This is a genomic window from Caballeronia insecticola (assembly GCF_000402035.1).
Taxonomy (GTDB): domain Bacteria; phylum Pseudomonadota; class Gammaproteobacteria; order Burkholderiales; family Burkholderiaceae; genus Caballeronia; species Caballeronia insecticola.
Window position 1 is genome coordinate 275832 of record NC_021287.1, and the last position, 19567, is coordinate 295398.

Annotated in this window: 16 protein-coding genes; 11 read left to right on the forward strand and 5 right to left on the reverse strand. The window is 63.4% G+C overall.

Annotated features, from left to right (window positions below; translation table 11 throughout):
- Positions 1-168 precede the first annotated feature (168 nt).
- Together BRPE64_RS01330 and BRPE64_RS01335 are read left to right on the forward strand one after the other, a co-directional pair.
- Complete coding sequence (locus tag BRPE64_RS01330) at positions 169-606, forward strand: CHRD domain-containing protein (RefSeq protein ID WP_016344197.1); 438 nt, start codon at positions 169-171, stop codon at positions 604-606.
- Positions 607-631: 25 nt separating this feature from the next.
- A complete protein-coding gene (locus tag BRPE64_RS01335) occupies positions 632-1585 on the forward strand; it encodes an alpha/beta hydrolase (protein WP_044041075.1) in 954 nt (317 codons plus the stop codon).
- Here the strand turns inward: BRPE64_RS01335 and BRPE64_RS01340 are convergent.
- On the reverse strand, positions 1555-2403 hold the full coding sequence (locus BRPE64_RS01340) for an EcsC family protein (RefSeq protein WP_016344199.1): 849 nt from the start codon (positions 2401-2403) through the stop codon (positions 1555-1557). The two genes, BRPE64_RS01335 and BRPE64_RS01340, sit on opposite strands and share 31 nt — an antisense overlap.
- 105 nt (positions 2404-2508) lie before the next feature.
- Here BRPE64_RS01340 and BRPE64_RS01345 point away from each other — a divergent pair, with 105 nt between their 5' ends.
- The gene (locus tag BRPE64_RS01345) at positions 2509-4104 is read left to right on the forward strand and encodes an MDR family MFS transporter (protein WP_044041077.1); all 1596 of its coding nucleotides are present in this window, start codon (positions 2509-2511) and stop codon (positions 4102-4104) included.
- Positions 4105-4117: 13 nt separating this feature from the next.
- Positions 4118-4588, forward strand: coding sequence for a MarR family winged helix-turn-helix transcriptional regulator (locus tag BRPE64_RS01350; RefSeq protein WP_016344201.1), 471 nt, complete (start codon positions 4118-4120; stop codon positions 4586-4588).
- Positions 4589-4596: 8 nt separating this feature from the next.
- Here BRPE64_RS01350 and BRPE64_RS01355 read toward each other — a convergent pair whose 3' ends face one another.
- The gene (locus BRPE64_RS01355) at positions 4597-5871 is read right to left on the reverse strand and encodes an amino acid deaminase (RefSeq protein ID WP_044041874.1); all 1275 of its coding nucleotides are present in this window, start codon (positions 5869-5871) and stop codon (positions 4597-4599) included.
- A gap of 148 nt (positions 5872-6019) precedes the next feature.
- On the opposite strand from BRPE64_RS01355, the gene BRPE64_RS01360 reads away from it, so the two are divergent.
- From BRPE64_RS01360 to BRPE64_RS01375, 4 genes are all read left to right on the forward strand, one after another.
- Positions 6020-6916 (forward strand): MurR/RpiR family transcriptional regulator, encoded by an 897-nt coding sequence (locus BRPE64_RS01360; protein ID WP_016344203.1) that lies wholly within the window; start codon positions 6020-6022, stop codon positions 6914-6916.
- 11 nt (positions 6917-6927) lie between these two features.
- Positions 6928-8406, forward strand: coding sequence for an N-acyl-D-amino-acid deacylase family protein (locus tag BRPE64_RS01365; protein WP_408608245.1), 1479 nt, complete (start codon positions 6928-6930; stop codon positions 8404-8406).
- 28 nt (positions 8407-8434) lie between these two features.
- The gene (locus BRPE64_RS01370; protein WP_016344205.1) at positions 8435-8818 is read left to right on the forward strand and encodes a RidA family protein; all 384 of its coding nucleotides are present in this window, start codon (positions 8435-8437) and stop codon (positions 8816-8818) included.
- A gap of 249 nt (positions 8819-9067) precedes the next feature.
- Entirely contained in the window at positions 9068-10660 is a 1593-nt protein-coding gene (locus BRPE64_RS01375) for a DUF4139 domain-containing protein (protein WP_016344206.1), read from the forward strand.
- Between the two features lie 32 nt (positions 10661-10692).
- On the opposite strand, the gene queF is transcribed toward BRPE64_RS01375, so the two are convergent.
- From queF to ilvA, 3 genes are read right to left on the reverse strand one after another with little or no spacing between them, the layout of a single operon-like run.
- Positions 10693-11517 (reverse strand): NADPH-dependent 7-cyano-7-deazaguanine reductase QueF, encoded by an 825-nt coding sequence (queF, locus tag BRPE64_RS01380; protein WP_016344207.1) that lies wholly within the window; start codon positions 11515-11517, stop codon positions 10693-10695.
- Positions 11514-12428, reverse strand: coding sequence for a 5'-nucleotidase (locus BRPE64_RS01385; RefSeq protein WP_016344208.1), 915 nt, complete (start codon positions 12426-12428; stop codon positions 11514-11516). Before BRPE64_RS01385 ends, queF begins: the two co-directional genes overlap by 4 nt.
- Before the next feature lie 11 nt (positions 12429-12439).
- A complete protein-coding gene (gene ilvA / locus BRPE64_RS01390) occupies positions 12440-13963 on the reverse strand; it encodes a threonine ammonia-lyase, biosynthetic (RefSeq protein ID WP_016344209.1) in 1524 nt (507 codons plus the stop codon).
- A 531-nt stretch (positions 13964-14494) separates the two neighbouring features.
- On the opposite strand from ilvA, the gene BRPE64_RS01395 reads away from it, so the two are divergent.
- Genes BRPE64_RS01395 through BRPE64_RS01405 form a run of 3 tightly spaced genes read left to right on the forward strand, consistent with a single transcriptional unit; the run spans position 14495 to position 19491 of the window.
- Positions 14495-18601 (forward strand): DUF3683 domain-containing protein, encoded by a 4107-nt coding sequence (locus tag BRPE64_RS01395; RefSeq protein ID WP_044041080.1) that lies wholly within the window; start codon positions 14495-14497, stop codon positions 18599-18601.
- Positions 18602-18636: 35 nt separating this feature from the next.
- Positions 18637-19071, forward strand: a complete 435-nt coding sequence (locus BRPE64_RS01400; RefSeq protein ID WP_044041082.1) for an HIT family protein — start codon at positions 18637-18639, stop codon at positions 19069-19071.
- A 9-nt stretch (positions 19072-19080) separates the two neighbouring features.
- Positions 19081-19491, forward strand: coding sequence for a gamma-butyrobetaine hydroxylase-like domain-containing protein (locus BRPE64_RS01405; RefSeq protein ID WP_016344214.1), 411 nt, complete (start codon positions 19081-19083; stop codon positions 19489-19491).
- Positions 19492-19567 lie beyond the last annotated feature (76 nt).

Below are 19567 nucleotides of genomic sequence, written 5' to 3' on the forward strand. Positions count from 1 at the left end.
TTGAGGCGTCGAATTGCGTTTCGATTTGTGCTTCCATTTCCGCGAAGCGACATGCGCGCCGCAAACGGATGCTCTACCATGGCGATGCCGTCTTCCTCTCGAAAGCAGGGCTGTCCGCCAATCAGGAGAGCAACCATGGTCTCGACATGCCGACCACGTGTCCGCTGGATGTCCGTTCTGATGCTCGTGATGGCGGCGTCGGGTGCCGCGCGAGCCGACACCGTCGCCCTGAAAGCCAACCTCCAGCCTTCGAGCGAAGTTCCGCCGCGCGTGAGCAAAGGCCACGGCATCGTCGACGCGAACTTCGATACCGATACCAAAGTCCTCACCTGGACCGTCACTTACGCGGATCTGTCGGGGCCGGTGACGATGGCGCATTTCCACGGACCCGCGCCGGTCGGCCAGAACGCCAAGCCGCAGGTATCGATCGACGCAAAAACAGACACGAAAGCCGACAAGAAAGCGCTCGCGAGCCCGATGAAAGGACAGGCAACGTTATCGGATCAGCAAGTGAACGATCTGATGACAGGGCAGTGGTACTTCAACATTCACACGCAGGACAATCCGTCCGGCGAGATCCGCGGACAGATCACGCCTGCCAACTGAAACGCGCTTCAGGAATCGATCGACGATGAGCTGGCAAAGCGCTCTGGCTTGCTGGGCCGTACGCACGCGCATGCGTCCGCATAGCGCGAAGCCCGCGCTCGATGTCGAATTCGCGCGACGCTACACGTCCCGTCGCGTCTGGACGCCGCGCGTGCCGAAAGGCTGGCGGCTCGATGTACGCGACGCGGCCGCCGATCTCCCGCTGCGCGGCGAATGGCTCACGCCGCCGACTCGCCCGCGCGCAAACATGCTGTATCTGCACGGCGGCGGCTATTACTTTTGCTCTGCGCGCAGTCATCGGGCGATCACGTTCGGGCTGGCCACACGGACGAATGCGCGCGTCTTCTCGCTCGACTATCGCCTCGCGCCGGAACATCGCTTTCCCGCGGCGCTCGACGACAGCATCGCGGCCTATCGCCGAATTCTCGCCGATTGCGCCGATGGCGCCGACGCCCGGTCGATCGTTATCGCCGGCGATTCGGCCGGCGGCGGTCTCGCGTTGGCGACCTTGCTTGCACTGCGCGACGCCGGCGATCCGCTGCCCGCAGCGGCCGTGCTGTTTTCGCCGTGGACGGATCTCACGTGCAGCGGCGCGTCGCTGCAGACGAACGAGGGCCGCGATCCGATGTTCCACGCGGCGGCGTTTCCGCGCGTCGCCAGGCAATATCTCGGCGACGCCGATGCGCGGCACCCTTACGCATCGCCGCTATTCGGCGCGTTTGAAGGCCTGCCGCCGCTGTTGATTCAGGCGGGCGACACGGAACTCCTGCTCGACGATTCCACGCGACTCGCGCAGAACGCGCGCGCGGCCGGCGTCAGCGTCGACTTGCAGATCTGGAGCGGCGTCCCGCATATCTTCCAGATCTGGGCGCCGTTTATGCCGGAAGCGCGTGCGGCGCTCGATCGCGCGGCCGGGTTCATCGGCGCGAAGGTGACTTTGCCGCAAGCTCAGCGTCCGCCCATCACCTCGATGGTTTGATACGCCCGCTCGACCGCCGCCGTTCCGTAGCGGCGCTCGAGTCTGCGCACGGTGAAGTGTCCGTGCGCCATCTGCTGAAAATGGTCGATAAACACCGTGTTGACCATGGCGCCCAAGACCGCGCCGATCGCCGGAATCGATTTGGCGGCAACCTGCTCGCTGACTTGCACCGAGAAGCGCGACGCGATGGTTTGCAGAAACTTGAGCAGCGCCGTCGATCCGTGGCTGCTCAGACCTTTCGCGGCGATCTCGCTGGTCGCGCGCGACACAGACTGCGCGAGCGCGCCGCGCACGATGAAATAGCCGAGATCGGCGCTGTCGTCGCTGGTGTTGGTGCCGCCCATGCCCAGCACCATCATGCATTGCAGTTGGGTTTCGACGCGATGCACGTCCTCGCCCTCGCTGCGCGCGATATCGCAGATGGAGCGGAACATCAGCGTCGTCGTGACCGGCAACTCGACCGGCAGCGCGAACAGCCCGAAGGCGCCGCCCGCCGCGCCCGTCGTCGCGACGGCGAGCTTGTGCATCAGGTTGTGCGGCTTGTCCGGCGGCGGCGCGAGCAGCGAATCCGACGGCGCGCTCTTGCCGATCGTGCGCAGCGCGAGCTGAAGGCACTTCTTGAGGGCGAGCTGCGTTGCTTCGTCCACTTTGCCCTGCGCGGCGGCGGGCAAGCGCCCCATCAGCTTTTCGATGGGCGCGCCGACGACGCTCGCCAGCTTCATCGTGAGCGCGGGGCTTTCGAGCGCATCTTTCGCGCGGGTCAGCGCCGCGAAATCGTCGGGTGTGAGCGGCGAGGTGATGATCGGCGTGGGTTCCATGCGATTTTTTCGGTTCGTAAAAGGGTGTGTGTCCCACGGATTAGAGCGTGGCGGCGTGCTATGATTCCATTTCCATTGACTAGTCAATTATTGCGCTTACAAAAGATGGCCGTTCACACAGCCGCGCACCACTCGACCGGGCAGGTGCTGCCGTTCCGCGAATCGCTCATGGCGATGCTGGGCATTTCGTTCGTCACCATGCTGGTCGCGCTCGATCAGACCGTGGTGGGCACCGCGTTGCCGACCATCGTCGCCGAGTTAAAGGGCTTCGATCTCTACGCGTGGGTCGCCACGTCGTATCTTCTGACCTCCGTCATCACCGTGCCGATTTTCGGGCGCCTCGGCGACTATTACGGACGCAAGCCCTTCGTGATTGCGTCGATCGTCGTGTTCACCTTCGCGTCCGTGCTCTGCGGGCTCGCCAACAGCATGATGTTCCTGGTGCTCGCGCGGGGCTTGCAGGGCATCGGCGGCGGGATGCTCGTCGGGACCGCGTTCGCGTGCATCGCCGACCTTTTCCCCGACAACGTCGTGCGCCTGCGCTGGCAGGTGATGATGAGCTCCGCGTTCGGCATCGCCAATGCGGTCGGGCCGTCGCTCGGCGGGATTCTCACGCAATACTACGGCTGGCGTTCGGTGTTCTACGTCAATCTGCCGGTGGGCGTCGTGTCGTTGTTTTTCGTGTGGCGCTTCCTGCCGCATCTGCGCCACGTCGCGCACGAGGGCAAGATGCGGCTCGACTGGCCGGGCGCCGCGCTGATCGCGATTGCGCTCGGCGCGCTGCAATTGTTCGTCGAAATGTTGCCGAAGTACGGCGTCAGCGCACAAAGCGCCGCGTTGCTCGCGATGAGCGCCGCCGCTGCCTTCGGCCTGTGGAAATGGGAGATGCGCTGCGACTACGCGATCCTGCCCGTCGACATGTTCCGCAACAAGGCGCTCGCCGCGCTCTTCACGCTCGCGATTCTCGGCGGCTTCACGATGTTCTCGCTGCTCTTCTACGCTCCGCTCTTGTTCCAGGGCGGTTTCGGCATGTCGCCGAAGGACGCGGGCGTGATGATCACGCCGCTCGTCGTGTTCATTACGATCGGCAGCATCGTGAACGGGCGCATCGTGACGCGTCTGAAGAACGCCAACATGATGCTTTATGTGGGCTTCGCGTTGCTCGCCGTGTCGTGCCTGGGCGTTGTCGTCGCTACGCACAACATGCCGCGCCCGCTCTTGCTGGTGTTCATGCTGATCGGCGGTCTCGGGCTTGGCTTCGTGATGCCGAATCTCACCGTGTTCGCGCAGCAGACGGCGGGGCGCGCGCATCTGGGTATCGCGACCGCGTTGCTGCAATCGTTGCGCATGATCGGCGGGATGATCGGCACCGCGCTCACCGGCACGCTCGTGAGCCATCTCTATGCGAGCGGGGTAAATCTCGCGCTCGAAAAGGATCACGCGCTGCACTGGGCCGGCGATCTCTCCGATCCGCAGATTCTCATCAACCGCGACGGGCAGAATGCGCTGCTCGCGCAACTGAGCGCGGCGGGACATAACGGCGCGATGCTGCTGGAGTCCGCGCGCGAGGCGCTGGTCGCGGCGATCCACATCGGGCTTGCGCTGGCGGCGCTGGTGGCGGTCGTCTCGCTGTGGCAGTCTCGGCGCGTGCCGCCGGTGCGCCTGAAGGGGCCGCAGGAACCGGTCATCCTCGCCGAATGAGGGAAGCGAAAGCATGAATGAACAGGACCGTATCGCCGTCGTGCAGCAGTTCGGGCGCACGTATCGCGCGTTCATGTCGGCGTTCGAGGCAGCCGTCGGTCAGCCGATGCCGCGCTGGCGCATCCTGCTCGCGTTGCACGAGCATGCGGGCATGCTGTCGCAGAAGCGGCTCGTCGAGCGGCTGAAGGTGGATCCGGGCGCGCTCACGCGCCAGTTGAAGACGCTGGAAGGACTCGGCTGGATCGTGCGCAGCGTCGACGCGCGCGACAACCGCGTGTCGAATGTCGCGTTGACGGCGCAGGGCCGCGCGATCGCCGAGGAAGGCCTGCCGCGTCGCAACGCGTTCCTGCACGACACGATGGCCGCACTCCCCGACGAGGCCATCGAAGCCTTGTCGAGCGCGCTGCACATGTTCGAGGGCCGGATTCAGGAAGTCGCGGCTGCCAATGCCGCTCAGGCGGCCGCGCTCGAAGAGAAGGCTTAGAAGAAAGCTTAAAAGAACGTTTCGATCACTTCGGTGACGCGATACTTCGGATCGACGACGAGAATCTGGCGCCACTTGTCGAACGTGAGACACGGGTGCGAGATGTCGAAGGCGATCATGTCGCCGACCTTCACGTCATCGCCGGCCTTGATGCGCAGATAGGCGTGCTGATCCATCAGGCCGAAAATCTCCCAGCCTTCATCGGGCGAAACGTCACGCGGCGCTTCGTTGCCCGGACGATAATGCTTCGCCGGTTCCGGCATGCCCGCATCGAACGCGGAATCGCGCTTGCCGAGCCCGATGATCGCGCGGTCCGGCTCGGGAATCGACTGCACATACGCCCACAATTGCAGCGCGGGCTTGAGCCCCTGGCCCATTTTCTTCGCGATCGGATTGCGCGCGAAAATCTCGTTCTGCGCTTTCTTGTAGATGCCGACGTCGTGCGTCAGATAGCAGCCCGGACGCAGCACCACTTCGATCGCATCGCTGTGGGCCTTGGCGAATTCGTCGGCGACCACGTCGTACCACGCGGATCCCGCGCCGGACAGAATCGCCGGCTGACGCGCGATCTTGCCTTCGGCGATCAATTTGCGCGTGACATCCACCGCGCTTTGCAGAAACTCGCGGACCTTCGTTTCGTCCTGCAGCACGCCTTCATACAATTCGATGCCCGCTAGCTCGATCGTGCCCGGCCAGCGCGCGATTGCGGCAAGGACGGCGTCGCGCTGGGCGTCGTCGCGCACGCCGGTGCGTCCGCCCGGCACGCCGAGTTCGATCAGCACGTTCAGCTTCTTGCGCACCGAACTGAAGAATTCGCCCAGTTGATCGACGCCGTCCGCCGAATCCACCAGACAGAAGAATTCGAAGTTCGGATCGGTCAGCAACTCGGCGATCATGCCCATGTTGCGTTTGCCGACGAGCTGATTCGCCATCAAGATGCGATGCACGCCGCCGCGATACGCCGCGCGCACCTGATGCGCGGTCGCGAGCGTGATGCCCCACGCGCCGGTTTCGAGCTGGCGGCGAAACAGTTGCGGCGCCATGGTCGTCTTGCCGTGCGGCGCGAGCTTCACGCCGTATTCGCCGACGAACGCCTGCATCCACTTCAGGTTGTGTTCGATTCGATCGGCATAAAGCACGGCGGCGGGCAGACTCACGTCCTCTTCGAGCAGATTCCATTGCAGACGCGCGGCGTCGTTCAACTGGATACTCGTGCCCGGCACCATGCCGAGACCCTTGCCGAACGGGTCGATCGCCGCGTTCTGATAGTTTGTAACTTTCATGTGCTGCCGCTCCATCGTCCGTTTAAATAAACACCTGTGCGCATGTGCGTGCGCGTCAAGGTTGACGGTGCTATGTTAACCAAAGTAGCATCCCGGACGGAAATGTTATTTAGTAACATAGCCCTCACGTAAACCCTTGGACGCACCCATGAACGGCCCTGCCGACTCGCTCAGCATCGATATCGTCGCACGCATCGCCGAGCGCGCGCCGGAGTTGCGCGGCGCCGAGCGCAAGGTCGCCGCGCTCGTGCTCGACGACATCGTGGGCGCATCGCGCGCGAGCATCGGCGCGCTGGCGGACAAGGCGGACGTGAGCATCGCGACGGTCACGCGCTTCGCCAAGGCGGTCGGCTGCGAGGACGTGCGCGAACTGAAGCTGCGGCTCGCGCAGGCGGCGGGCGTCGGGCAACGCTTTCTGAAGCGCCGTCCCGACGATGGCGAAGCGGTGCCGCATTCGCTCGCCGCGCGCATCTTCGACGAAGTGCAGGCAACGCTCGCGCAGAACCAGGGCGCGCTCGCCGCCGCGCCGATCGCCGCGGCCGCCGATGCGCTGGCCGCCGCGTCGATGATCTACGTGTTCGGCATGGGCGGCGGTTCGACCGCGCTCGCCGACGAAATGCGCTTTCGCCTCGTGCGGCTCGGGCGGCCGGTCGCGTCGTATCAGGACGGGCTGTTGCAGCGCATGGTGGCGGCGACACTGTCGCGCGAACATGTCGTCGTCGCGCTTTCGGTGACGGGGCAGACGCCCGAAATGGTCGAAAGCTGCCTGCTCGCGAAACAGTACGGCGCCCGCGTGATCGCGCTGACGGCGCCCGCGTCGCCGCTCGGCGCGCTCGCGGACTGGCTCGTGCCGATCATCGCGATCGAAACGGACTTCATCTACAAGCCGTCGTCGTCGCGCTACGCGATGATGATGGCGCTCGACCTGCTCGTCACCGAACTGGCCGTCAGGCAGGCCGATCACAGCCGCGAACTGCTGCGCCGCATGAAACTCGCGCTCGATGCGCATCGCGGCGGCGGCGAGCGTCAACCTTTGGGAGATTGATCATGATGATCATGGAAAAGGCCGATACGCTGATCATCGGCGCGCGCGTGATCGACGGCACGGGCGCGCCCGCCGTCCTGCGCGATGTCGCGCTGCGCGACGAGCGCATCGTCGCGATCGAGGCGCCGGGCGGCTTGTCCGGCTGGAGCGCCGACGAAACGTTCGACGCGCAGGGCAAAGTGCTCGCGCCTGGTTTCATCGACGTACACACGCACGACGACACCCACGTGATCCGCTCGCCGCAGATGCTGCCGAAGATCACGCAGGGCGTGACGACGGTGATCGTCGGCAATTGCGGGATCAGCGCGTCGCCGGTGACGCTGAAGGGCGATCCGCCGGACCCGATGAACCTGCTCGGCGACGCCGCCGCGTTCCAGTATCCGACCTTCGCCGCGTACGTCGAGGCGGTGAACGAGGCGCGTCCGGCGGTGAATGTCGGCGCGCTGATCGGACATACGGCGCTGCGCAACAATCAGATGGACCGGCTGGATCGCGCCGCGTCGGCCGATGAAGTCGCGGCCATGCGCGCGCAGCTCGAAGAGGCGCTGGATCACGGCGCGCTCGGTTTGTCGAGCGGACTGGCGTACGGCTCGGCGTTCAACGCGCCGCCCGAGGAAGTGCAGGCGTTGGCCGAGCCGCTCGCGAAGGCGGGCGCGCTCTACACGACGCATATGCGCACCGAATTCGACGCGATCCTCGACGCGATGGACGAGGCGTATCGCGTGGGCCGCCATGCGCGCGTGCCGGTGGTGATTTCGCATTTGAAGTGCGCGGGGCCGTCGAACTGGGGGCGCAGCGTGGAAGTGCTGAAGTCGCTGGAGACGACGCGCGACGGCCAGCCGGTCGGATGCGACTGCTATCCGTACAACCGCAGTTCGTCGACGCTGGATCTGAAGCAGGTGACGGGCGATATCGACATCACGATCACATGGTCGACGCCGCATCCGGAAATGGCGGGCAAGCTGATTCGCGAAGTCGCCGATGAGTGGAACGTGAGCCAGCAGGAAGCGGCGAAACGTCTGCAACCGGCGGGCGCGGTGTATCACAACATGTCGGAGGACGACGTGCGGCGCATTCTCGCGCATCCCGCGACGATGGTCGGCTCGGACGGCCTGCCGAACGATCCGCTGCCGCATCCGCGTTTGTGGGGCGCGTTTCCGCGCGTGCTCGGCCACTATGCGCGCGATACGGCGCTGATTCCGCTGGAAGAAGCGGTGCGCAAGATGACGAGCCTGACGGCGCGGCGCTTCAGTTTGCCGGAGCGGGGCGAAGTGAAGGTGGGTTATCACGCGGATCTGGTCGTGTTCGATCCCGAGCGCGTGCGCGATGCCGCGACCTTCGCGAAGCCGCAGCAGGCGGCGGACGGCATCGACGCGGTGTGGGTGAATGGCGTTTTGACGTATCGCGAGCAGGCCGTGACCGGCGCGCGCGCGGGACGTTTCGTGGCGCGCGGCGCGGCATCGAAGCTCGATGCGCAGGGCGCGTTTTGAATTCTCGTAAATGGAAAGGAGTTGGACGATGAAGCGTTATGGCGTGGAAGGTGGCAAGGGACAAGGCGGCGCGCACATGCCGTTCGCACGCGCGGTCGAAGCCGACGGCTGGCTGTTCGTGTCGGGCCAGACGCCGATGGAAAACGGCGAAGTGATCAACGGCGGCATCGTCGAGCAATCGCACAAGGCGATTCAGAACGTGCTCGCGATTCTGAAGGAAGCCGGTTACGGCACGGAGCATGTCGTGCGCTGCGGCGTGTGGCTGGACGATCCGCGCGACTTCGCGTCGTTCAACAAGGTGTTCAAGGAATACTTCGGCGCGAATCCGCCGGCGCGGGCGTGCGTGGTGTCGTCGATGGTGATCGACTGCAAGGTCGAGGTGGATTGCGTGGCTTATAAGAAGGCGCAATAGCCTGAACAGAGGCGCTCAGATTGCTACGTGTCAATTTTGCGGCAGGGGTGCTTGGCTCCCTGCCGCATTTTTTTTGCTTGTAGGGACTAGCGGTTTCAACCAATGATTTATACCGAAAGGCGTGCGAAAAATCCGACTTTGATGGCAGGCTCCTCGGAATACGCTTTTCCGCGAGGTTCTGTCATTAGAATGAGGTATTGATCGTATCGAGCGATGCGGTAATTTCAATTCGTATGGAAACCGCCGAATATGTTAATTAGCATTGCGAAGTTAAAAAGACTGGCCATGATCCTGGGCGCGCCTGCGCTAGCTGGCTTTCTAGTCTGTCCGGAAGCCAGCGCAGCCCTCTCGTCAATCTCCAATGTGACGCTCTACCCGGGCGGCGCGACAGTCGAGCGCCAGATTTCTATTCCTGTCGGCAGCACTCGTATCGAAGTTTCGTGTCTACCAACTTCCTTCGATCCGCAAAGTCTGCGTTTGATCGCGCCGCCCGGCATGCAACTAGGCGATTACCGCGTTGATGACGGCGCGTCAGAAGCCGCGTGTACCTCGACGGCTCGCGACCGGCGCGCTCAGGAGTTGCAAGCCAGATTGATTGCGCTGAATGCGCGTGCCCAGGCGGTGGAACTCTCGGTTGCTTATCTGAAGCGGGTTAGTGAAGACAGCACCGGCTCCCGCGGGTCTTCACTTCTCGATGTCTCGCGGCAACTGGAGCAAAGCGGTTACGCAGTTTTCACGCAAAGCGATCAGATCAAGCGGGAAAAAGAAGAAGTGCAAAAGCGACTAGCCGAAGTTCGCGGCGAAGACGGAGATGCTACCGCCACGCGAAGCATTCGGATCGCGCTGGATGCGCCGCGCGGCGGACCTCTGACGATCGCTTACGATACGCAACGCGCCGGATGGATTCCCGCTTATCAAGCCACGCTGGATTCGTCTAGCGGTCAAGTCACTCTGGAGCGGCGTGCGTTGGTCGCACAGGCAACCGGAGAGGATTGGCGCGGGGTGAAACTGAGACTTTCAACTGGTACGCCTGCTAAGAATGCTAGGGCCCCGGCGCCGGCGGTGTGGCAACTTCAGTTGAGTGAAGCTCCTGGAACAATCCCTTCATCTACGCGCGAATATGCACCAGCACCCGCGCCTCCCGCACCTGTGCTTATGGCTTCGCCGCTCGCACGCACGCATCCGAACACTCCGCTGTTCGAAGCTTCGCAAATCGATGGCGCTTTTTTGACGCAATTCGAAATTCCCGGCGAGATCGAAGTTCCGTCAGACGGTCAAAAAGTCGGGTTCACATTGGCGAAAGAAAAGATTCCCGTGAAATTGAGTGCGCGCGTCGTGCCGCGCCAGTCCACCCGCGCGTGGCTGGTTGCGACTGGATCCCGGCCTGCGGGGATCTGGCCTGACGGCGATGTTCAGTTGCGTCGCGATGGCGAAAGTGTGGGCTCGATGCGATGGTCCAACGCACTCTCAAACGACGAACTCTCGCTTGCATTTGGCCCTGACGATCAGGTGAGTGTCAGTAGGGCCGATGGTCTGGACTCGACTGGCACTTTCAAGGCTTCTGATGGAAAGGCGTCGAAAACGCTTAGCGCGCAATACTCGGTCAAAAACCTGCATCGAACTCCAATCGATGTGGAGATCGTGGAAGCGGGACCCATCAGTGACTCTGCTGAGCTCGATGTGGTCACGAGCTTCAAACCGCAACCTGACGACGCATCGTGGCAGGGACAACGAGGCGTCGTCGCGTGGAGGCGTTTGCTGTCCAGCGGACAAGAGGCCACACTGAACGCAAGCTATACGTTGCGTTATCCGCGAGACCGAAGACTGTTCGGGCTACCCTGACTTGATGCTATTGCCCGGTTGGACGGACCGCTTCACTGCCGCGCCAACCGCGCATTATCCGGCATCGGCAAATTGAAATTCGTCCGAAACGGATTGATATCCAGCCCGCCGCGCCGCGTATAACGCGCATAAACCGCGAGCCGTTCGGGCTTGCACTCGCGCATGATGTCCATGAAGATGCGCTCGACGCATTGCTCATGAAACCCGGTATGTTCGCGAAAGCTCACGATATACCGTAGCAACCCCGCGTGGTCGATCTGTCCGCCGTAATAGCGGATCTGCACGCTGCCCCAGTCCGGCTGTCCTGTCACCGGGCAATTCGACTTGAGCAGATTCGAAAATAGCGTCTCTTCGACCGGCACTTCGTCCTTCGCCGCGCTCAACAAAGACGCGTCCGGCGCATAAACGTCGCAGTCGAGATCGAGGCGATCGAGCGACAAGCCCTCGAATTCCTCCATCACCAGCTTGCCGAAATCCATCGGCGGCGTGAGCTGCACGGAGACCGTTGCGCCGCAGATCGCGGAGACATCGCGCTTGATGGCGGCGCGCACATCGTCGATGGAATCGAAACGCGTCTGCGCGAACGAGCCGAGATACAGCTTGAACGACTTCGATTCCACGATGTTCGGCGAATCCGCCGGCACGAAAAAAGTCGCGACCGCAATCTGCGGCTTGCCGCGCTGATTCAGCCACGAAAGCTCATAGGCATTCCAGACATCGGTGCCGAAAAACGGCAGCCGGGCCGGCACGCCGATGGCGTCGCGCGCGCGCTTGCGGTCGATCGGAAACAGCAGCGATGCATCGTACTGTTCGGTGTAGTGGACGGGCTTGCCGAGCGGTGATTGTTCGGGTGTCATGTTGCGTTCGCTATGCCGCTGAGAACGTGGCCGGTCGCGGTGACGACGCGCGCCGATTCGCAGTGGCGAATTTGATCGTCGAAGAAAAAGTCGGGCTCGAATTCGCGCAGGAATTCGCCCTTGTCCAGTCCGCCGAGAAACATCGCTTCGTCGATCTCGATGTTCCAGGCCATCAGCGTCCGGATCGCGCGCTCGTGCGCGGGAGCGGAACGCGCGGTGACGAGCGCGGTGCGGATGTGCATCGGCGAGCGGCTTTCGTTGTCGTCCGCGATGCGTTGCAGTTTGTTCAGCGCCGCGAGCAGCGGCTTCAGCGGGCCGCCGGGCAGCGGCGAATCTTTCTTTTTCGTCTCGTGGCCGACGAACGCCGACAAACCGTCGCTCTGAAACACGCGCTCGGCTTCGTCGGAGAACAATACGGCGTCGCCGTCGAACGCAATGCGGATCTCGTCCGAATAGCGGCTCGCAGCGCGCGGCGTCTCGGGCAGCACGCGCGCGGCGGGAAAACCGGCGGCGAGCGCGGCGCGTACATCGTCCGGATTCGCCGACAGAAACAGCGACGCGCGCAACGGCTTCAGGTACGCGAACGGCGAGCGGCCGCGCGTGAACACGCCGCGTTCCACCGAGAGACCATGCTCGCGGCACGAATGAAACGCGCGCAGGCCGCTGATCGGATCGCTGCGCGACAGAATCACCACTTCCACGCGTTGCTCTTCCGCATTCAGCGCGAGCAGCTTGCGAATCAGGCCGAACGCGACGCCCGGCTTCGCGGGCGTCTCCAGCCGCGAGCGTTGCAGCGCTTCGTATTGCGCGAGATCGCCGGTCTCGAAGACGCGGTTCTCTTCCTCGAAATCGAAGAGCGCGCGCGACGAAATCGCGACGACGAGCTTGTCTTCGAGCGTGAACTTCGGCATGTCGCGACGCCTTACGCGAGGAACAACGGGTAGACCGGATTCGCGCCTTCGTCCCACCACGGATAGCCGAGCGTCGCGAGGAAGCGCTCGAACTCCGCATTGTCCGACTGCGGCACCTGAATGCCGACGAGAATCGAGCTGTAGTCCGCGCCCTGATTGCGGTAGTGGAAGAGGCTGATGTTCCAGTCCGGCGCCATCGATGAGAGGAATTTCATCAGCGCGCCCGGCCGCTCCGGAAACTCGAAGCGCAACAGGCGCTCGTCCTTCGCGAGCGGCGAGCGGCCGCCGACCATATAGCGGATATGTTGCTTCGAGAGTTCATCGTGCGACAGATCGACGGTCGCGAAACCGTGCTCGATGAACGACGACATCATCTGCGCGGTTTCCTTGCGCGACTTGATCTGCACGCCGACGAAGATATGCGCGGCGCGTTCATCCGCGATGCGGTAGTTGAACTCGGTCACGCTGCGGGTGCCGACGAGTTCGCAGAAGCGCCGGAAGCTGCCGCGTTCCTCGGGAATCGTGACGGCGAACACGGCTTCGCGCGCCTCGCCGACTTCCGCGCGCTCCGCGACGAAGCGCATGCGGTCGAAATTCATGTTCGCGCCCGAAGTCACGGCGATCAGCGTCTTGCCCTCGATGCCCTCGCGTTCCGCATACAGCTTCGCGCCCGCCACCGCGAGCGAGCCCGCCGGTTCGAGCACCGAGCGCGTGTCCTGGAAAACGTCCTTGATGGCGGCGCAGAGTGCATCGGTATCGACGGTGATGACTTCGTCGAGCAGTTCGCTGCACAGCCGGAAGGTTTCCTCGCCGACGAGTTTCACCGCCGTGCCGTCCGAAAACAGGCCGACTTCGTTCAGCGTGATGCGCTCGCCCGCCTTGATCGACTGCGCCATCGCGCAGGAATCCTCGGTCTGCACGCCGATCACCTTGATCTCCGGGCGCACCGACTTGACGTACGCCGCGACGCCCGCCGCAAGCCCGCCGCCGCCGATCGGCACGAAGATCGCGTGGATCGGGCCCTGATGCTGGCGCAGGATTTCCATGGCGACGGTGCCTTGTCCGGCGATCACGTCGGGATCGTCGAACGGATGCACGAACGTGAGGCCGCGCTCCGCCTGGAGCTGCACGGCGCGCGTATAGGCGTCGCTGTACGATTCGCCGGCCAGCACCACTTCGACCGTCGGGCCGCCGTGTGCGCGGATCGCGTCGATCTTCACTTGCGGCGTCGTGGTCGGCACCGCGATCACCGCGCGGCAGCCAAGGCGCGCCGCCGACAACGCCACGCCCTGCGCATGATTGCCCGCCGATGCCGTGATCACGCCGCGCGCGAGTTCATCGGCGGTGAGATTCGCCATCTTGTTGTATGCGCCGCGAATCTTGAACGAGAACACCGGCTGGTTGTCCTCGCGCTTGAGGAACACGGAGTTGTGCAGCCGCGCCGACAGGATGCGCGCGGGTTCCAGTTCGCTTTCGCGCGCGACGTCGTACACACGCGCGGTCAGCACTTTTTTCAGATAGTCGGGATGTGTCATGCCAGGAATCGTCGAGCGGTGCAACGCACGCGGGTTTTGAGGGCGAAAGCATCAATGATAGCGCCAACCGCGCAGCTTCCCGCCACCGATGCTTTTTTACCGTCCGGACGGTCGTGCAAAAAGCGTCGAAAATGCCATGAACGCGTCGTGAATACGCACGCAAATGCCCCTTCGGGCTGCTAGCCGCCGCAAACGCGCTGCACCGCGATGGGTTAGAATTTCCTTTTACGAATCAGCAATCAGGATCGGCAGATGCACCGGCAGCTTCGGATCGATTTTCTGACGCACGTTCCCCGCGAGTCGCATCCCGCGGCGGAAAGGCATGCGCGCCATGCGCGATCGTGGCGTTGATCCAGGGCACATCGAAGGCGCCGTGAACGCAATTCGCCTCATCGTCACGCTAATCGTCACGAACAGGCGGCCCGGCAGCCTTCGCCAAGATAAGTTTCATTCGAAAATTTGCGCCCCCACGCGCATCGCCGGCGTTGCCGCCTTTCATGGCGCGTCCGCCGGCACACCGAACCGTCGAACATGAACGCACCCCAAGCCTTCGATCCGAACGGCGCCCATGCCCCCTTGGCGCTCGATACCGAACCCCGTCTGCGCGAAATTCCCTATAACTACACGTCGTTCTCCGATCGCGAAATCGTGATGCGGCTTCTAGGCGACGAAGCCTGGGCCGTGCTGGACGAACTGCGCAACGAGCGCCGCACCGGCCGCTCGGCGCGCATGCTGTACGAAGTCCTGGGCGATATCTGGGTCGTGCGCCGCAATCCGTATTTGCAGGACGACCTGCTCGACAATCCGAAGCGCCGCGCGCTGCTCGTCGAGGCGCTGAATCACCGGCTCGCGGAAATCGAAAAGCGCCGCAGCGCCGATCTCACCGCGCATAGCGACGAAGCCGGCAGCCGCGAGCGCGCCGGGCGCGTGCAGTTGCTGATCGCCGCGGCCCGCCGCGCCGTCGACGATTTCGCCGCCGAGTTCGCCCACATGGCCGACTTGCGCCGCCGCGCATCGCGCGTGCTGGGCCGCGAAACGCAGAAGGACAACATCAAGTTCGACGGCCTGTCGCGCGTCGCGCACGTCACCGACGCGACCGACTGGCGCGTCGAATATCCGTTCGTCGTGCTCACGCCGGATACCGAAGCCGAGATCGCCGGGCTGATCAAGGCGTGCTTCGAGCTCGGCCTCACCGTGATTCCGCGGGGCGGCGGCACCGGCTACACGGGCGGCGCGATTCCGCTCACGCCGTTCTCCGCCGTCATCAATACCGAAAAGCTCGAACAGCTCGGCCCGGTCGAAATGACGGACCTGCCGGGCGTGGCGCACAAGGTCGCGACCATCTTTTCGGGCGCGGGCGTGGTCACGCGGCGCGTCACGGAAGCGGCGGAGCAGGCCGGTTTCGTGTTCGCCGTCGATCCGACTTCGCTCGATGCCTCGTGCGTCGGCGGCAATGTCGCGATGAACGCGGGCGGCAAGAAAGCGGTGTTGTGGGGCACGGCGCTCGACAATCTCGCGTGGTGGCGCATGGTCGACCCCGAGGGCAACTGGCTCGAGGTCACGCGGCTGGATCACAACTGCGGCAAGATTCACGACATCGAAGTGGCGCGCTTCCGGCTCGACTGGTTCGACGGCAATCGTCCGCCGGGCGAGAAGCTGCTGCGCACGGAAAACCTCGACATCGCCGGGCGCACGTTCCGCAAGGAAGGGCTCGGCAAGGACGTCACCGATAAATTCCTCGCCGGTCTCCCCGGCGTGCAGAAGGAAGGCTGCGACGGGCTCATCACGTCGGCGCGCTGGATTCTGCACAAGATGCCGGCGCACACGCGCACCGTCTGCCTCGAATTTTTCGGCCAGGCGCGCGATGCCATTCCGAGCATCGTCGAGATCAAGGACTATCTGTTCGAAACGTCGAAGCAGGGCGGCGCGATTCTCGCGGGCCTCGAACATCTCGACGAACGCTATCTGCGCGCGGTCGGCTACGCGACCAAGAGCAAGCGCAACGCGTTTCCGAAGATGGTGCTGATCGGCGATATCGTCGGCAATGACGCCGATGCCGTCGCCGCCGCCACATCCGAAGTCGTGCGCATGGCGAACGGCAAGAGCGGCGAGGGCTTCGTCGCGGTGAACGCGGAGGCGCGCAAGCGTTTCTGGCTCGACCGCTCGCGCACGGCGGCCATCGCCAAGCACACGAACGCGTTCAAGATCAACGAAGACGTCGTCATTCCGCTCAACCGCATGGGTGAGTACACGGACGGCATCGAGCGCATCAATATCGAGCTGTCGATCAAGAACAAGCTGCAACTCGTCGATGCGCTCGAAACCTTCTTCCGCAACGGCAAACTGCCGCTCGGCAAAAGCGACGACGCGAACGAAATCCCCAGCGCCGAACTGCTCGAAGACCGCGTGCAGCAGGCGCTCGATTTGTTGAAGCGTGTGCGCGAGCGTTGGAGCTTCGTCGGCGACAAGCTCGACATGCCGTTGCGCGAGGCGCAGCACTATCTCGTCAATCTCGGCTATGAGGCGCTCGCGGAGAAGTTCGCGGATCGCGCCGACGTGCAGCCGGATGCAACCGTATTTCACGTCGCGCAGGATCGCACGGTGCGCATTTCGTGGAAGCAGGAGATTCGCGCGGAACTGCGGCAAATCTTCAACGGCGGCGAATTCAAGCCGATCCTCGACGAAGCGCAGGCCATCCACAAGCAAGTGCTGCGCGGACGCGTGTTCGTCGCGCTGCACATGCACGCGGGCGACGGCAACGTGCACACCAACATTCCCGTCAACTCCGACAACTACGCGATGCTGCAGGACGCGCATCACGCGGTGGCGCGCATCATGAAGCTCGCGCGTTCGCTCGACGGCGTGATTTCGGGCGAGCACGGCATCGGCATCACGAAGCTGGAGTTTTTGACCGAAGAGGAAATCGGCGATTTCCGCGCGTACAAGCAGCGCGTCGATCCGCACGGCCGCTTCAACAAGGGCAAGCTGTTCGAAGGCGCGGATTTGCGCAATGCGTACACGCCGTCGTTCGGGCTGATGGGCTACGAGTCGCTCATCATGCAGCAGTCGGATATCGGCGCTATCTCCGAGTCCATCAAGGACTGTCTGCGCTGCGGCAAGTGCAAGCCGGTGTGCGCCACGCACGTGCCGCGCGCGAACCTGCTCTACAGCCCGCGCAACAAGATTCTCGCCACGTCGCTGCTGGTCGAGGCGTTTCTGTACGAAGAGCAGACGCGCCGCGGCGTGTCGATCAAGCATTGGGACGAATTCAACGACGTCGCCGATCACTGCACCGTGTGCCACAAATGCGTGACGCCGTGCCCGGTGAAGATCGATTTCGGCGACGTCACCATGAACATGCGCAACCTCTTGCGCAAGATGGGCAAGAAGAAGTTCAACGCGGGCAACGCGGCGGGCATGTTCTTCCTCAATGCGACGAATCCGCAGACCATCAATCTCGCGCGCACCGCGATGATGGGCGTCGGCTACAAGGCGCAGCGTCTCGGTAACGACATCCTCAAGAAGTTCGCGAAGAAGCAGACGGCGAAACCGCCCGCGACGGTCGGCAAGCCGCCCGTGGTCACGCAGGTGATCCACTTCATGAACAAGAAGATGCCGGGCAATCTGCCGAAGAAAACGGCGCGCGCGCTGCTGGATATCGAGGACAACAAGGTCGTTCCGATCATCCGCAATCCGAAGACGACCACGGTCGATTCGGAAGCCGTATTCTATTTCCCCGGCTGCGGCTCCGAGCGGCTGTTCTCGCAAGTCGGGCTCGCGACGCAAGCCATGCTGTGGGAAGCGGGCGTGCAGACCGTGCTGCCGCCGGGCTATCTGTGTTGCGGCTATCCGCAGCGCGGCTCCGGTCAGTACGACAAGGCCGAGAAGATCGTCACGGACAATCGTGTGCTGTTCCATCGCGTCGCGAATACGCTGAACTATCTCGATATCAAGACCGTGGTGGTGTCGTGCGGAACCTGCTACGACCAGCTCGCGGGCTATGAATTCGAGAAGATCTTCCCGGGCTGCCGGATCATCGACATCCACGAGTTCCTGCTGGAGAAGAACATCCGGCTCGAAGGCGTGAAGGGCACGCGCTACATGTATCACGACCCATGCCATTCGCCGATCAAGACGATGGACCCGGTCAAGCTCGTCAACGAACTGATGGGCTCGCAAAACGACGGCTACAAGATCGAGAAGAACGATCGCTGCTGCGGCGAATCGGGCACGCTCGCGGTGACGCGTCCGGATATCTCCACGCAGGTGCGCTTCCGCAAGGAAGAGGAAATCCGCAAGGGCGCGGCCAAGTTGCGCGGCATTCCGCTGGTCGCGGAAGCGGGCGCGAACGCCATCAATATTGCCAATGCATCGGCGGGTGCGGCGGGCGCGCAGCCCGGTTCCGTGCTCAAGGCCGGCGACGGCCCGCAGCCGGTCAATGGCAGCGCGGACCCGGACGTGAAGATTCTCACGAGCTGCCCGTCGTGCCTGCAGGGGCTGTCGCGTTATAACGAGGACGCCAACATCGAGGCGGACTATATCGTCGTGGAAATCGCGCGCAAGGTGCTCGGCGAGAACTGGATGGAGCAGTACGTCGAACGCGCGAACGATGGCGGTATCGAGCGCGTGCTGGTGTAATAGCGGAATCGAGGTCGATTCGCTAGAGGTTCGAGATGGAGTGTGTGTTTTGCCGTGAAGACGGCGGCGAGGTGCTGTGGTCGGACGACGCGTTGCGCGTCATCCTCGCCGACGAGCCCGACTGGCCGGGCCTGTGCCGCGTGATCTGGAGCGCGCATGTCGCTGAAATGTCCGATCTTTCGGACGGTGATCGCGCGCGCCTGATGACCGCCGTCAACGGCGTCGAGCGCGTGATGCGGCGCGTTCTCGTGCCCGAGAAGATCAACCTCGCGAGTCTCGGCAATCAGGTGCCGCATGTGCACTGGCACGTCATTCCACGCTTTTCCAACGATTCTCGCTTCCCTCTGCCGATTTGGGCGCCGCGCCAGCGCACGGTGTCCGAGTCGCAACTTTCAAAACGCCGCGCGCAAGCCACGCTCTTGCGCGAACCATTGCGCCACGAGCTGAACCAGGCGTTCGGCCATCAATAAAACGACATCATGAGCGGACTCACTTCCACGACGCCGATTCCCACCGGCGTCGTCGTGCATTCGAAATCCCGCGTGCTCGAACTGCAATACGCGGATGCGTCCTATCGCGTGCCGTTCGAACTGCTGCGCGTCTGTTCGCCGTCGGCAGAAGTGCAGGGCCACGGGCCGGGGCAGGAAACGCTGCAAACCGGCAAGCGCGATGTATCGATCATCGGCGTCGATCCGGTCGGGCATTACGCGCTTCAACTGAATTTTTCGGACGGCCACAATACGGGCATCTATTCGTGGGACATCCTCTACGATCTGGCCACGCGTCAGGATGAACGCTGGCAGGACTATCTGGCGCGGCTGGCCGCGGCGGGCGTCGACCGCGACACACCGATGTCCGTCAAGCCTTCCGGCGGCGGGCATTGCCACTAAAGCCACCGGACGCGATCGATGCGGCATAACGCCGCACGGCCGGCGCGGCAATTGCGCAGTACATAACGAACAACAG

Excerpts from the sequence above, each read along its gene's own strand:
- BRPE64_RS01330 (WP_016344197.1), top strand. The coding sequence starts at position 169 with ATGTCCGTTCTGATGCTCGTGATGGCGGCGTCGGGTGCCGCGCGAGCC.
- BRPE64_RS01335 (WP_044041075.1), top strand. The coding sequence starts at position 632 with ATGAGCTGGCAAAGCGCTCTGGCTTGCTGGGCCGTACGCACGCGCATG.
- BRPE64_RS01340 (WP_016344199.1), bottom strand. The coding sequence starts at position 2,403 with ATGGAACCCACGCCGATCATCACCTCGCCGCTCACACCCGACGATTTC.
- BRPE64_RS01345 (WP_044041077.1), top strand. The coding sequence starts at position 2,509 with ATGGCCGTTCACACAGCCGCGCACCACTCGACCGGGCAGGTGCTGCCG.
- BRPE64_RS01350 (WP_016344201.1), top strand. The coding sequence starts at position 4,118 with ATGAATGAACAGGACCGTATCGCCGTCGTGCAGCAGTTCGGGCGCACG.
- BRPE64_RS01355 (WP_044041874.1), bottom strand. The coding sequence starts at position 5,871 with ATGAAAGTTACAAACTATCAGAACGCGGCGATCGACCCGTTCGGCAAG.
- BRPE64_RS01360 (WP_016344203.1), top strand. The coding sequence starts at position 6,020 with ATGAACGGCCCTGCCGACTCGCTCAGCATCGATATCGTCGCACGCATC.
- BRPE64_RS01365 (WP_408608245.1), top strand. The coding sequence starts at position 6,928 with ATGGAAAAGGCCGATACGCTGATCATCGGCGCGCGCGTGATCGACGGC.
- BRPE64_RS01370 (WP_016344205.1), top strand. The coding sequence starts at position 8,435 with ATGAAGCGTTATGGCGTGGAAGGTGGCAAGGGACAAGGCGGCGCGCAC.
- BRPE64_RS01375 (WP_016344206.1), top strand. The coding sequence starts at position 9,068 with ATGTTAATTAGCATTGCGAAGTTAAAAAGACTGGCCATGATCCTGGGC.
- queF (WP_016344207.1), bottom strand. The coding sequence starts at position 11,517 with ATGACACCCGAACAATCACCGCTCGGCAAGCCCGTCCACTACACCGAA.
- BRPE64_RS01385 (WP_016344208.1), bottom strand. The coding sequence starts at position 12,428 with ATGCCGAAGTTCACGCTCGAAGACAAGCTCGTCGTCGCGATTTCGTCG.
- ilvA (WP_016344209.1), bottom strand. The coding sequence starts at position 13,963 with ATGACACATCCCGACTATCTGAAAAAAGTGCTGACCGCGCGTGTGTAC.
- BRPE64_RS01395 (WP_044041080.1), top strand. The coding sequence starts at position 14,495 with ATGAACGCACCCCAAGCCTTCGATCCGAACGGCGCCCATGCCCCCTTG.
- BRPE64_RS01400 (WP_044041082.1), top strand. The coding sequence starts at position 18,637 with ATGGAGTGTGTGTTTTGCCGTGAAGACGGCGGCGAGGTGCTGTGGTCG.
- BRPE64_RS01405 (WP_016344214.1), top strand. The coding sequence starts at position 19,081 with ATGAGCGGACTCACTTCCACGACGCCGATTCCCACCGGCGTCGTCGTG.